Genomic DNA, 13,699 nt, shown 5'->3' with positions numbered 1-13,699 from the left:
TTGTATAGGATCAATTTTAGTATACATAATTTTACCATTTTCGGGGTTAAGAATTATAATCTTTTAACATTAGAGTTTTTCCATTCACTCCTAAATAATGTACCCAGAGACAGAAATTGATTGTTTTTGTCGAAATTAATATGTTTCTCTTTTCCATTTTGATATAATATTTTTACAAGAAAATGGCAAGGAGAATGTGTTTGAGAATAAAATCGAATGTTCTAAAAAATATTCTTGTATATCTAATAATTGTAATCTTACCTACCACAGTTGGTAGTATTTTATTTGCGAATCATCATTATAATACGGCTATTCTTAACCAAACTGCCAAAACAAAAGAGATGGTAGACTTTCAATCTAGCTATATTGATCGGTTTATTGGAGAGACAATCGCTAGCACCGAAACGCTTGGAATTGTCTTTGAAAACAAGAATAGTAATGAAGAGATTAAGAACATGTTACATTCAATTCATAAAAAGGATGATCGCTTTTCTGGACTTTATTGGGCAAACCCGAACGGTGATATAGTTGTGTCTACTCTTGACTTAGATAAAAAAGTGAACATTTCCTATCGCGAGTATTTCCAACAGGCGCTTCAAACAAAACAGACCGTCATCTCATCAGGCCATAAAGGAATTGTAACAGGGAGATTTATTGTTACAATCGCCACACCCGTTTTAAAATCGAATGAAGTGAAAGGAGTTGTACTCTTTAGCCTACGCTTAGATTATTTAGAAAATGTATTGAAGGTTCTTGCACCGGATGAAATTTTAAGAGTCATAGACCCTACTGGCCAAGAATTAATTACCACTAATTTTGAATCACATTCACTTGATAGCGATATCATTCGTACAGAGCTTACTAATGTGAATTGGACAGTTGAAGCATGGCCACGAACAACATTAACGAATAAAAAAATATTTATTTTAAACTCAGTTATTTTTAGTGGTATTTTATTGATCCTTACTCATATTCTATTTCTCCTTGGAAAATATCTTCTTCTCAGACGCCAAACCATTCGTGAACGAGAGGAAAATGAGTTACAGAAATTAGAATTAGTCGGAACATTAGCCGCTAGTAGCGCCCACGAAATTAAAAACCCTTTAACTGGGGTAAAAGGACTCATTCAATTATTAAGTGAAAAACATAAGGATCCGAACGATCAATTTTATTTTTCGGTGATTCAGCAAGAGATTACAAGAATCAATGATATTGTAAATGAGTTCCTAATTCTTGGAAAACCTACTGCTGATAAACGAAAAAGCTATGATATGAATGATATTGTGAAAGAAGTCCAACCCATTATACAATCTGAAACAAACCTTTATAATGTGGAGTTTGATTTACAGTTTTCTGAAACGCCACTGTACATCATGTGCTCAAATGATAATATTAAACAGGTTGTTTTAAATCTATCCAAAAATGCCATTGAATCGATGCAAGCAGATGGTGGCAAATTGTCAATTTCGATTCAAAAAGAGGGGCAGTCTTGTTTATTGTCAATCACCGATACAGGTGTCGGTATTCCAAAACATATCCTTTCAAAGGTGTATACTCCATTTTTTACAAATAAGGATACTGGAACTGGGCTGGGTCTCGTGATTTGTAAAAGAATTGTCAGTATGTATAATGGAACAATTAACATTGAGAGTGTGGAAAGTAAAGGTACAACCGTTCAAGTACACTTACCTCTGCACGAAGATTAAAAACAAACCCACTTTTTAGAAAAGTGGGTTTGTTGATGCTTATGGGACTAAACAGTCAAAATAGATTCGATTCTCTTAATCTCCTCAAATCCAAGTACAAGGTCAGAAGCCTTGGCATTTGCTTCAATTTGTTCGGGATTTGTCGCCCCGACAAGTGTACTCGCAATATTGTGCTGTCTCAAAATCCAGGACAGAGCTAATTCTGGTAGGGTCACACCTAATTCTGTTGCAAATTCTTCAAGTCGATCTAATTTAGTTGAAACAATTCCATTAATGATATTTTTCACCCATGTATTTACCTGAGAGTTTGCTCCCCTGCTACCAGTTGGAATCGAACCTCCTCTATACTTACCTGTTAATACCCCTTGGGCAAGCGGTGAATATACAACCTGGGAAATACCATTTTTCTCACAAACTGGTATAATCTCATCCTCAATGTCACGATGGAGCATATTGTATTGAGGCTGATTCACAATAATCCGATCTAATAAATACTTATCTGCAATGGCTACAGCTTCCTGGATTTGAGCTGCACTCCATTCGCTTACACCCACATAAAGAATTTTTCCTTGCCTAATTAAATCGTCAATTGCTCGCAGTGTCTCATCCAGAGGAGTATCTTCATCATAGCGGTGACAGTAAAACACATCCACATAATCTAGTTCCATGCGTTTTAAACTCGCATTAACCTGTTCAATCACGTGTTTCCGTGATAAGCCCTTATCGTTTGGACCATCACCCATCGGACCATATGCCTTAGTAGCGATAACATAAGACTCTCGCGGGTATTCTTTTAATGCACTTGCTACGATTCGTTCTGCTTCCCCTCGCTCATACACATTTGCCGAATCAAAAAAATTTATTCCAAGTTCATATGCTTTATGAACGGTTTTCGTTGCCATTGATACATCTACTGTTTTCCCAAAAGTTAGCCAACTACCCAAACTAATTTCACTAACTTTAAGGCCAGAACGTCCTAATCTTCTGTATTTCATGTCAAGCCTCCTCCTTCAAGCGAATATTATCTTACTATTAAATTTATCAGAAATTTCAAACAAGGTAAAGTAATTGTTCATTGAATAAAATGTTGACTTTTGTCTTGATTTACCTATATTTATTTTGAATTTTCACTTTACAAAACTAAAAAAAAGGTTTTTCATAGAGTAAAGGATTAATATGATTAAAATTACTTCATCGGTAAGTAACAAAGGGGAAATAAATAAAATGCTCGCAGCAAAAACACAAGCTACAAGTACTGAAAATGACGCGAATAAAACCCTTTATGGGATTTTATTTATCATTGGATTTGTCCACATGCTCAATGACTCGATACAAGCGATTATTCCAGCGATGTTTCCAATTTTGGAAAGGTCGATGGGATTAACGTTTACGCAACTCGGACTAATATCCTTCGCGTTACAAATTGTATCTTCAGTTGCTCAACCTGTTGTCGGTTGGTATACAGACAAAAAACCAATGCCATTTGCTTTGCCAATTGGATTAACCTCTACTTTTTTTGGAGTGATTGGCCTCGCATTTGCACCAAACTTTTTAACAATTATTCTTTCTGTATTGTTTATTGGAATAGGCTCAGCTATTTTTCATCCTGAGGGGTCACGTGTAGCCTACATGAGCGCTGGGAACAGACGCGGATTGGCACAATCGATTTATCAAGTTGGAGGGAATTCAGGGCAAGCCCTTGCACCCGTCATTACCGCTTTAATCCTTGTCCCATTAGGACAATTTGGGGCCATTTGGTTTTCGTTAGTTGCAGCACTTGCAGTCGGACTACTTATCTATATAGCAAAATGGTATTCTAAAACACTAAAAACAGTTGAGCTTCAAAAGAAAGTAAAAAAGGCCATTTCAACTGCTCCGCGAAACATGAAAGCTGTCAAGTTCGCATTAGTTGTTCTCGTGCTGTTTGTATTTGCTCGCACATGGTACATGTCAAGCATCACAAACTTTTACTCATTTTATGTAATTGAAAAATATGGTTACAGCATTTCACAGGCTCAAATTTTTATTTTCTTATTCCTAGCCACAGGGGCATTAGGAACATTCTTTGGAGGACCATTGGCTGATAAATTCGGAAAACGGAATGTCATCATTGTTTCCCTTTTAGGTACAGCACCATTAGCTTTGATTCTTCCTTTTGTTGGACCACATGTGGCAATCGTGCTCGTAACGGTTATCGGGTTTATGCTTTTATCCAGCTTCTCTGTAACTGTTGTATATGCGCAGGAATTGGTGCCTGGTAAAATCGGAATGATGTCCGGGTTAATTGTTGGCCTCGCCTTCGGTATGGGGGCTATCGGTGGTGTTGGAATTGGTGCAATCATCGACACAATCGGTTTAACGCCGACCATCATCATAATGGGCTTCCTTCCATTGTTGGGATTGTTGGCCTTCTTATTACCAACTGATCAAAAGCTAAATGAATGGAATCATGCAGGATAACACATTTTTAGGGACGCTACTGGCGTCCTTTTTTGTTGCTTGGGGCTTTTGGGACATGCGGTATACCATTTATCGTTTTGCGACATGATGCTATACCGATTAGCTCGTTTGCGGTATAGCATTTATCGTTTTACGGCTTGATGCTATACCGATTAGCTCGTTTGCGGTATAGCATTTATCGTTTTGCGACATGATGCTATACCGATTAGCTCGTTTGCGGTATAGCATTTATCGTTTTACGACTTGATGCTATACCGATTAGCTCATTTGCGGTATACCTTTTATCGTTTTACGGCTTGATGCTATACCGATTAGCTCATTTGCGGTATACCTTTTATCGTTTTACGGCTTGGTGATATACCGATTGGCTCGTTTGCGGTATATCATTTATCGTTTTGCGACATGATTCTATACCGATTACCTCATTTGCGGTATACCATTTATCGTTTTACGGCTTGATGCTATACCGATTAGCACGTTTGCGGTATACCATTTATCGTTTTACGACATGATGCTATACCGATTAGCTCGTTTGCGGTATAACATTTATCGTTTTACGGCTTGATACTATACCGAATAGCTCATTTGCGGTATACCATTTATCGTTTTACGGCTTGGTGATATACCGATTGGCTCGTTTGCGGTATACCATTTATCGTTTTGCGACATGATGCTATACCGATTAGCTCGTTTGCGGTATACCATTTATCGTTTTACAGCTTGATGATATACCGATTACCTCATTTGCGGTATACCATTTATCGTTTTTCGACTTGATGATTTATCGATTACCTCATTTGCGGTATACCATTTATCGTTCTACGACTTGGTGATATACCGATACCCCATTTGCGGTATACCATTTATCGTTTTACGACATGATGCTATACCGATTATCTCGTTTGCGGTATACCATTTATCGTTTTGCAGCTTGATGATATACCGATTACCTCATTTGCGGTATACCATTTATCGTTTTACGGCTTGATGATATACCTATACCCCATTTGCGGTATATCATTTATTGTTTCGCGGCTCTTCAATATACTGATTCCCCCGCTTACGTTTTTTCTCCTCCATCCCCCACCTATTCAACACACACTTTCCTTGCAAAAAAATAAACAATCCATCTTCATGAATTGTTAAGTAAAATATATTATGATTGTGATTTATAGCTGACTTTTTGAAGTGCGAAAAATAACATGACTCTCTTTAAAAACTGACGAAAAAGTGAATGGTTTCGTTCTGCTGATTCTGCTCGTTGATAGATATTTATAAGATCATCAAGTTCTTGACTACATTCAATTGTTTCATTACTTGTAAACCCCGTACTATTAGCGATAGTGATCATTTCTTCTCTTTTTCTATTAATTTCCTCTAATAGTATCTGTTTGTAATCTACACGTCTGGTTTCCAAAACTTCCACTCCTTTATTCACACGTTAGAAAATCCTAACGCCGCATACAACTATCGTATGCCAACCAATACTACCTTTGGTGCATGCTGAGTTGCTACTCTATGAATTATTACAAAATCTACTATTTATGTAAATAGATTCGCAAAAATAGACATTTTTTTCTTAAAAAAATTTACAAATTTGTGTACGAAATCGCTTCCAAGCCGTCTTTCAACCTTTTTCGACAACCGAAATAATACAAGTAACGACATAATTTTCAATAAAAAAACCTACAGGTATACACCCATAGGTCTAAACATTCTCTTATTTAATTCGATCAATATGTGTAACACGGAATTCTTTCGCTTCGAGTTTCCTTTTGATAGCTTGAATCTCATCCTCTTCAAGTAATCCTGGTAGATTTAAGATGATGCGGCGGAGGTATTTTTCACCATTGTCAAGGGTTAACATGCCCTCAATGTTAATGTCACGAATTAGAGACACAAGATCTTTTATCGCACCTTTATGTTCAATCGTAGCGATCGTTAGTGTATATCCCCCTGTCCTCATTCCAAACGAATCCTCAAGGACATCCATTACATTCGAATGTGTCATGATTCCTAGAAATTCATTCTCGGAGTTAAGCACCGCAATAAATGGCAAACGTCGAATCGTTAAAAATGTCTTAAAGAAGGAATCCTCATCGTAAACAAAAGCATCTTTGCTCTCGACGAGGGTAAGAATACTTGCATTTGCATCTCCATTTTTTTCATAAAGGTACTCTAAAATGTCGACTTTATAAATTAAACCTTCAAATGTTGTTCCATTTTTTGATAATACCGGGACTGACCGATAGCCTGTTTCATTTAAAAATTGAAGGGCATGTTGAACGTTAAAATTGTCATGACAATATTTCACATCTGATTTCTGGACAAAATTATAGCGAATCTTCATAATCTCCACTCCTCATACAGTAGAAAGAATTCCCAACTACCTATAGTATATGCAACAAAATATTTCTTTTCCAATGAACAAAAATGTAACATATTTATATTCATATGTAAAGAATATTCTAAACATTTAGATATAAAAAAGAGCTTTATGGAAAATACCATAAAACCCTTTCTATTCCTATTTTGTACCAGCAAATTCTGGGTCTTGGAATGGGTGAGCAACCCAACCATCTGGATCAATAAATAATCGTACTGCAACGACTTCACGATCATCCATTAGGGTGAAAAAATGTGGTGTGTCAACAGGTACAGAAATAACATCCCCTGCCTCTAGTTCAACATCAAAGTAGCCAGTATCGCCACTTCCTTTAATAATGAAAATTCCATGTCCTGCTACGATTGCACGTACTTCATCTTCTGTATGAACATGTACTTGTTCAAATTTCTTTAGAAGCTCATCAAGGTTTGGAGTTGCATCAGACAATGCGATGACATCCCATTTTTGATATCCGTTACGCTCACCAAGTGATTTGATTTCTTCTTCGTAAATCGATAGGATTTGCTCTTTTTGCTCATCATTAATTCTGCAATTCCCTCTTAATTCCTCTGATAGTTTGCTAGTGTCCCAGTGCTCATAAAGGACACCTTGTTCTTCTAAAAATGCTGCTACCTTTTCTTGTCCCTCTAGTCTTTCACCTGTATTACGTAATTTAATATTTGCCATTTTTCTTCACCTCGTAAAATTTTTATACCCTTAAAGGGGCTAATGCTAATAGTTTTAAATGATAGCTAAAAAGAAACTCATATGCTTCTAAATGTTTTTTTGCATCAAATGCATTCTTGGCCCAGACAGTGATTCCATGGTTTCGGATCAGAACAGCGCCAAAGTCCCCAGTAACATACTGGCCAAAATTTCTTGCAAGTGTCGGGATATTAGCATCATTTTTGATTATTGGTATTCTGATTTCTGCATCCTCATCCCATAAACCAAGCGCTTTAATGATCTCCTGCCCCTTGAAGACAACCTCACCTTTGTCAGCATATAGCTCAGAAATGACATTGTTATCAACTGTATGGACATGAAGGCTACAACCTGCATTTGTTTTGTTATAGATTTCAACATGCAGAAGTGTTTCTGCTGAGGGCTTCAAATGAGTCGGAGTAACCGGATAACCTGCCCCATCCACTAATAAAAAGTCCTCATCTGTTCTTTTCTTTTTATCCTTACCACTTGCTGTAACTAGAAAGGTAATAGGGTTGTCAGATACTTTTATGGCAAGATTTCCACTTGTACCCATAAACCAATCACGCGCTGCAAATTCATCTTTTATATCTGCAAGCTCTGTCCATTGCTTAATTCGAAGCATTTGTTAGAACCTCCTTTTTTAGAATCTCAATTACATCAAAAAAGGAATGGAATGAAGAATGTTCGATTCCGAGTTCTTCACATTTTTGTACAAGAAAATCTCTAGCAATGACCTTGTCACCAAGTTTAGCTGCTTGAAGATCAGTAATGGAATCACCAATGACGATTTTAAAATCGTCCTGATTTGCAAACTTACGAATCAATGTTGGCTTACAACAGCCACACTTGTTTGTGCACTCATCGTCACAAGTGTATGGCCATACAATCTTTATTTTTTCATTGGTAAAATCAGATTTGTTACAGTAAATTTGCCCCTTTGGAACGAATCCATCGAGCAATGGCTCTACAAAAAAATCAATCCCACCGCTAACAATGTATAATGGAATTCCCTCTTCTTTTGTAAACGCAACAAACTCCTTAAAACCTTCCCGTATTTCAGCATGGTTCAGTATATAATCGGTAATTTCCTCACGCGATGCTGATGGCAAAAGGGAAAACATTCTACTTACTCCCTCCTGAATCGGGATTGTTTGTGAGAGAACTTGATCCTTGATTTCCTCCCATTCAGGAGGAGCAAATCTTTTCATGATGGCAATAATATTATCTGTATTCGTGATTGTGCCATCAAAATCACAGAAGATAATTGGTTTCTTCATCGTTGTACCTCTTTATATCCCCATAATTCGATTGCTTTTTTTAGCTCTGGGCTATTTTTTGCATATTCTACAAGCGTCTTTCCAGAGAGCACTGCATCAACTGCTGCTTGAAAAGCTTTCCCGCCACCAATTGCTCCTTCTGGATGTCCGTGAACACCGCCACCGGCATTTATGACACTGTCTTTCCCGAAATCATTGATAAGGAGCGGCACTAAGCCAGGATGGATTCCTGCAGAAGGAACAGGAAATGATGGTTTTAATGACTCATCATTTTTTATTAATTCATCAGCAATCGCCAGTGTTTGATCTCTTTCAAGTGCAACACTTCCATATGGTGAAGGGAACAAGACAAGGTCCGCCCCAGCATATCTAAGCAACTTGCCAAGTAATAGTTGATTTGAAAACCCGTAAAATTCAGATGGTGTGAGTGTTCCACTTACAGCTGGATGAGCCATAATCGGTATGGAAATTTGCGGGTCCTCCGCTAAACTTTGGAGTACATCGATTCCATATGCAAAAACATTAAACAATAACAGGTCAGCACCAAGCTCTACTGCTTTCCTTGCCTTTTCCTTCAGTTCGAAAGTTCTTCCGCTTAAGTTAACAGCGTAAAGTGCTCGATGTCCGGTTTCTTTGTAAACACCTTCAAGTACTTTTTTCCCTTCAATGATTCTCGTTTCAAAAGGTGTTAACGTGTTCTCAAAGAGGATTTCATCATCCTTGATGATATTCACACCACCAAGTGCCTGCTCACGAAGCTGATCCTTGAGGTACTCTATATCTCTTCCAATAACCCCTTTAAAAATGCTCATTACGAGCGGTCTATTATATACTCCCAGTTTTTCACGGATGCCTTCGATTCCAAATTTCGGACCAGGGAATGTTGACTTCAATTCACTAGAAAACTCCAAGTCTAGTAGCTTAACTTCGCCATCCAAGGAAAGCTTACCAAACGTAGTTGTTAAGATAGCTGGTAAATCCGCACTAAAATTAGCACTTGGGTATCCAATTTTTATAATTCCCTTTTTAACTTGTTTCCCAAAATAGTCACTTGCTCGTGGATCCACTTCATATTGTTTAACACTAATTACTCTTCCTTTATGCTTTTTAAGCTGGTCTTGCTCGAGTTTCGGCAAATTGGTCCAAGAACCTACCGTTAATCCGAGTGCAATACCTTCAGCTTTTTTCTCTAAGTTGTCACTCGAGTCATGCACCAAATATGTAGCAATCACTTCACTCATGTCTAACCCTCATTTCGAAATTTGTTACAAACAACGCAAAAAACCTCTTCATAAGAAGAGGTTAGCAAACTAACATCTTCTTATCTCTCAGCTTAACGCTGCAAGAATTAGCACCGTGCTTACGATTTTGTAAGTCGGTTGCCGGGCTTCACTGGGCTAGTCCCTCCGCCTGCTCTTAATAAGAAAATAGATTCTATATAACATGTTGAACCTTCTTACTAGGAGGCTCAACCTTTATTTAATTTTTCCAAAAAGTAATTCAATTAGGATTATGACAGGAATTATTTTTCATGTCAAACCTTTTTTTCTTAATTGATCAACACGGTTATTTAAATAGATTTAATTTGTTGATGCGGTTTGCAGCTTCAACGAGCCGCTCTTCGTCAGTTAATAGTCCGACGCGCACATAACGGTCTCCAAATTCGCCAAAGCCAATCCCTGGTGCAACCGCAACATGAGCTTTTTCTAGTAACAGATCGGCAAAGCTTACCGATGTGTATCCTGCCGGCACTGGTAACCATGCGAAAAATGAGCCTTCAGGTGCTTTTACATCCCACCCTATTGACTGTAAAGCACCAATAAATGCATTCCGTCTTGATTCATACTTATCTACTAATTCTTTTACACAATCTTGCGACTCAGTCAATGCGGCTGCAGCTGCTGCTTGAACAGGGCTAAACAAGCTCACGTACATATGGTCTTGAATTAGATTGATAGCTTCGATTACACTTGGGTTTCCAACCGCAAACCCCACTCTCCAGCCTGCCATATTATAGGTCTTTGAAAGTGTGTAAATTTCAATACCAATATCTTTGGCACCTTCAACTTCTAGAAAACTAATCGGCTTTTTCCCCTCAAAACCGATTGCTCCATATGCAAAATCATGTACCACACAAATATCATGTTCTTTTGCAAAAGAAACCGTATCTTCAAAAAATTCCTTAGTTGCTACAGCCCCTGTAGGGTTATTAGGATAATTTAAAAACATCACCTTTGCTTTTTCGAGCTTCTCCGAATCAATTTCTGTGTAATCTGGTAAAAAGTCATTTTCCTCCTTCAGAGGCATATATGACATTTCAGCCCGTGCAAGTTCAACACCTGACCAATAGTCTGGATATCCAGGGTCTGGAACTAGTGCAATATCACCTGGATTTAAAAGGCATTGTGGAATCTCTACCAATCCCGCCTTTCCACCAAATAAAACGGCTACTTCCGTTTCACGATCAAGTTCAACACCATATTCGCGTTGGTAAAATTCAGCTGCTGCTTTCTTTAAAAACGCATGGCCACGAAACGGAGAGTACTTGTGAAATTTAGGCTGATCGGCAGCATTTTTAAGAGCTTCAACAATATGTTGAGGTGTTGGTTGGTCTGGATTCCCTTGTCCTAAATTTATAACATCATGCCCCTCGGCAACTACATTGTTCACTTTAGCAACTAGTGAAGCAAAAAACTGTTTCGGTAATTTTTGTAGGATTTCAGATTGTTGGAAATTTTTCATATCTACACCTTCTTTAAAATACTTGAAATATTAGTTGAAAATCATATATTGTTAGAGTTAACTGTAAAGTATCATTTTTATGGAGGCAACCAAATGAATCTAAAAATTGCATGTATTCAGTATGATATCCAATTCGGAAAACCGCAAGAAAATTTTGACCGGATTTCAAAAGAAATAGAAAATACGATGAATCAAGACAAACCCGATATTATTATCCTTCCAGAGCTTTGGACAACTGGATACGATTTAACAAGATTAGATGAGATTGCTGACGAAAATGGCGATGTAACAAAAACGTTTATCAAAACATTAGCAAAACAATACTCTGTAAATATTGTCGCAGGCTCTGTAGCTAAAAAGACGGGGCAAGGTGTGACAAACACAATGTTTGTCTTTAATCGAGACGGAGAATTGCTAAGTGAATACAGCAAACTACATTTATTCAAGCTCATGGATGAGCATTTGTATTTACAGGCAGGCGAAGCAAAAGGTGATTTTACCATTGAAAATGTGCCAGCTGCTGGTGTCATTTGTTATGATATTCGCTTCCCAGAATGGATTCGTGCACATACAGCTAGCGGTGCTGAAATTTTATTCGTGGTAGCGGAATGGCCACTCCCTCGCCTTGAACATTGGCGGACATTGCTTCTTAGCCGCGCCATTGAAAATCAATGCTATGTTGTTGCATGTAACAGTGTTGGAAGTAATCCTGATAACGTATTTGGGGGACATTCAATGATTATCGATCCATGGGGAACCATTGTTGCTGAAGCCGGTACCCAAAGTACAACATTAGTTGGGGAAATCGACCTAAACAAGGTTCAAGAAGTGAGAAAACAAATCCCCATTTTCCAAGACCGTCGCCCTACTTTTTATTAATCGTTCAAATAAAATGTATATTGACAATTATGTATATTCATTGTTATGATTTTTAACAGTATTATAAAAATTTAAATATCGTTGTTTTATCTCTTATCAAGAGCAGGCAGAGGGACTTGGCCCGATGAAGCCCAGCAACCGACCGTAAAACCATCGTAAGGTGGGGCGCTATTTTTTCTAGCGCTGGGGAAACCCACAAGGCACGGTGCTAATTCCAGCAGGAAGTGTAGAACTTCTTGGCAGATAAGAGGTGCGAAGCCGTGTCTTCAAGCCTCTTTCTTTGAAAGAGGCTTTTCTGTTTTTAGAGAAGCCTCCAAACTACTAAATTAATACTTCTGGAGGAATATAAAATGGCAGTATCATATCAATCGATTTACGAACCATTAACAGAAAGCGCGGCGGTGGCATTGGCCATTCGTTTAGGTTTGTTTGAAGAAGGAACATTTTTAAAATGCAGAGAAATTGGGGATGGAAATTTAAATCTAGTTTTCCATATCACCGAAGAAGAAGGAAATGGCGTCATCATAAAGCAGGCTTTACCGTATGCAAAGGTAGTTGGTGAAAGCTGGCCATTATCTCTAAAGCGTGCAACAATCGAAGCAAATGCATTATTAGCAGCTGCTGATTATGTACCAACTCTTGTACCAAAGGTTTATTATTCTGATGAGATTCTAGCTATTACTGTGATGGAAGACCTTTCCCACTTGCAGATCTCAAGAGCAGGTCTTATTGAAGGTAAAAACTTCCCGCTATTATCTGAGCACATCGGAACATTTTTAGCTAAAACATTATTTTTCACTTCAGACTTTGGACTAGAGCCATCAAAGAAAAAAATATTGGTACAAAAATTTATTAATCCTGATCTTTGTAAAATTACGGAGGATCTTGTTTTTACAGATCCATTTTTCGATATCGATACAAATAGTTTCGAAGAGGAATTACAGAATGATGTTGAACAAATCTGGGCTGATCAACCGCTAAAGCTTGAAGTTGCAAAATTAAAGCAGAAGTTCTTAACGCAAGCAGATGCTCTATTACATGGCGATTTACATACAGGAAGTATTTTCGCTAGTGAAACAGAGACGAAAGTTATTGATCCTGAATTTGCCTATTTCGGCCCACTCGGTTTTGATATCGGTCAATTTATTGCCAATCTATTATTAAATGCGATTTCAAGAGATCCTGAGTACCGTGAACCATTATACGAACATATCGAAAGAACATGGGATGTATTTTCTTCAACATTCTCAGACCTTTGGAAAAATGAAGCGGTTGAACTTTATCGTGATACGGAGGGCTATTTAGAATATGTTCTTGAGCAAACTTTTGAAGATGCAATTGGTTTTGCAGGCTGTGAAGTGATACGACGAACAATCGGCCTTGCACATGTTGCCGACTTAGATGGCATTGAAAGCTATGAACAAAGAATTGCAACTAAACAACATGCACTTCATTTAGGAAAAGAATTAATACAAGAGCGCAAGTCAATTAAGGATCTTGGAACTCTACGAAACTATGTAGAAAAAACAGCTAAGGAGTGA

Annotated in this window: 12 protein-coding genes and 2 riboswitches; of the genes, 4 read left to right on the top strand and 8 right to left on the bottom strand. The window is 37.8% G+C overall.

The window, feature by feature from the left end; genetic code table 11:
- The first annotated feature begins 200 nt into the window (after window positions 1–200).
- On the top strand, window positions 201–1,706 hold the full coding sequence (kinD, locus tag CKK03_RS21455; RefSeq protein ID WP_180271353.1) for a sporulation kinase KinD: 1,506 nt from the start codon (window positions 201–203) through the stop codon (window positions 1,704–1,706).
- A 47-nt stretch (window positions 1,707–1,753) separates the two neighbouring features.
- On the opposite strand, the gene CKK03_RS21450 is transcribed toward kinD, so the two are convergent.
- On the bottom strand, window positions 1,754–2,701 hold the full coding sequence (locus CKK03_RS21450) for an aldo/keto reductase family protein (RefSeq protein ID WP_099364541.1): 948 nt from the start codon (window positions 2,699–2,701) through the stop codon (window positions 1,754–1,756).
- A 229-nt stretch (window positions 2,702–2,930) separates the two neighbouring features.
- Between CKK03_RS21450 and CKK03_RS21445 the strand changes: the two genes are divergently transcribed.
- Complete coding sequence (locus tag CKK03_RS21445; RefSeq protein WP_099364540.1) at window positions 2,931–4,166, top strand: MFS transporter; 1,236 nt, start codon at window positions 2,931–2,933, stop codon at window positions 4,164–4,166.
- 1,156 nt (window positions 4,167–5,322) lie between these two features.
- Here the strand turns inward: CKK03_RS21445 and CKK03_RS21440 are convergent.
- From CKK03_RS21440 to CKK03_RS21410, 7 genes are all read right to left on the bottom strand, one after another.
- Window positions 5,323–5,583: an aspartyl-phosphate phosphatase Spo0E family protein gene (locus CKK03_RS21440; RefSeq protein ID WP_142354049.1), complete on the bottom strand. Its 261-nt coding sequence runs from the start codon at window positions 5,581–5,583 to the stop codon at window positions 5,323–5,325.
- 303 nt (window positions 5,584–5,886) lie between these two features.
- Complete coding sequence (gene cbpA, locus CKK03_RS21435) at window positions 5,887–6,516, bottom strand: cyclic di-AMP binding protein CbpA (protein ID WP_099364539.1); 630 nt, start codon at window positions 6,514–6,516, stop codon at window positions 5,887–5,889.
- 177 nt (window positions 6,517–6,693) lie between these two features.
- Window positions 6,694–7,239, bottom strand: coding sequence for an acireductone dioxygenase (locus tag CKK03_RS21430; protein WP_099364538.1), 546 nt, complete (start codon window positions 7,237–7,239; stop codon window positions 6,694–6,696).
- Between the two features lie 22 nt (window positions 7,240–7,261).
- Window positions 7,262–7,882 carry a methylthioribulose 1-phosphate dehydratase gene (locus tag CKK03_RS21425; RefSeq protein ID WP_099364537.1) on the bottom strand — a complete coding sequence of 207 codons (621 nt, stop codon included), beginning with the start codon at window positions 7,880–7,882 and terminating at the stop codon, window positions 7,262–7,264.
- Window positions 7,869–8,537, bottom strand: a complete 669-nt coding sequence (locus tag CKK03_RS21420; protein ID WP_099364536.1) for a 2-hydroxy-3-keto-5-methylthiopentenyl-1-phosphate phosphatase — start codon at window positions 8,535–8,537, stop codon at window positions 7,869–7,871. Before CKK03_RS21420 ends, CKK03_RS21425 begins: the two co-directional genes overlap by 14 nt.
- A complete protein-coding gene (mtnW, locus tag CKK03_RS21415; RefSeq protein WP_099364535.1) occupies window positions 8,534–9,778 on the bottom strand; it encodes a 2,3-diketo-5-methylthiopentyl-1-phosphate enolase in 1,245 nt (414 codons plus the stop codon). Before mtnW ends, CKK03_RS21420 begins: the two co-directional genes overlap by 4 nt.
- Before the next feature lie 77 nt (window positions 9,779–9,855).
- Window positions 9,856–9,963, bottom strand: a riboswitch (SAM riboswitch).
- Between the two features lie 140 nt (window positions 9,964–10,103).
- The gene (locus CKK03_RS21410; protein ID WP_099364534.1) at window positions 10,104–11,279 is read right to left on the bottom strand and encodes a pyridoxal phosphate-dependent aminotransferase; all 1,176 of its coding nucleotides are present in this window, start codon (window positions 11,277–11,279) and stop codon (window positions 10,104–10,106) included.
- 93 nt (window positions 11,280–11,372) lie between these two features.
- Between CKK03_RS21410 and CKK03_RS21405 the strand changes: the two genes are divergently transcribed.
- Window positions 11,373–12,158: a carbon-nitrogen family hydrolase gene (locus CKK03_RS21405; protein ID WP_099364693.1), complete on the top strand. Its 786-nt coding sequence runs from the start codon at window positions 11,373–11,375 to the stop codon at window positions 12,156–12,158.
- Window positions 12,159–12,248: 90 nt separating this feature from the next.
- A riboswitch (SAM riboswitch) is annotated at window positions 12,249–12,408 on the top strand.
- A 100-nt stretch (window positions 12,409–12,508) separates the two neighbouring features.
- Window positions 12,509–13,699 (top strand): S-methyl-5-thioribose kinase, encoded by a 1,191-nt coding sequence (gene mtnK, locus CKK03_RS21400; protein WP_099364533.1) that lies wholly within the window; start codon window positions 12,509–12,511, stop codon window positions 13,697–13,699.

This window comes from Fredinandcohnia onubensis, from assembly GCF_002734215.1.
Classification (GTDB): Bacteria; Bacillota; Bacilli; order Bacillales; family Bacillaceae_L; genus Ferdinandcohnia; species Ferdinandcohnia onubensis.
The sequence above is the reverse complement of the archived record's forward strand: the minus strand, read 5'-3'. Positions and strand labels throughout refer to the sequence as shown.

Coding starts and splice junctions, on each gene's coding strand:
- CKK03_RS21450 (WP_099364541.1), bottom strand. CDS start 2,701: ATGAAATACAGAAGATTAGGACGTTCTGGCCTTAAAGTTAGTGAAATT.
- CKK03_RS21430 (WP_099364538.1), bottom strand. CDS start 7,239: ATGGCAAATATTAAATTACGTAATACAGGTGAAAGACTAGAGGGACAA.
- cbpA (WP_099364539.1), bottom strand. CDS start 6,516: ATGAAGATTCGCTATAATTTTGTCCAGAAATCAGATGTGAAATATTGT.
- mtnK (WP_099364533.1), top strand. CDS start 12,509: ATGGCAGTATCATATCAATCGATTTACGAACCATTAACAGAAAGCGCG.
- CKK03_RS21425 (WP_099364537.1), bottom strand. CDS start 7,882: ATGCTTCGAATTAAGCAATGGACAGAGCTTGCAGATATAAAAGATGAA.
- CKK03_RS21405 (WP_099364693.1), top strand. CDS start 11,373: ATGAATCTAAAAATTGCATGTATTCAGTATGATATCCAATTCGGAAAA.
- CKK03_RS21420 (WP_099364536.1), bottom strand. CDS start 8,537: ATGAAGAAACCAATTATCTTCTGTGATTTTGATGGCACAATCACGAAT.
- CKK03_RS21445 (WP_099364540.1), top strand. CDS start 2,931: ATGCTCGCAGCAAAAACACAAGCTACAAGTACTGAAAATGACGCGAAT.
- CKK03_RS21410 (WP_099364534.1), bottom strand. CDS start 11,279: ATGAAAAATTTCCAACAATCTGAAATCCTACAAAAATTACCGAAACAG.
- mtnW (WP_099364535.1), bottom strand. CDS start 9,778: ATGAGTGAAGTGATTGCTACATATTTGGTGCATGACTCGAGTGACAAC.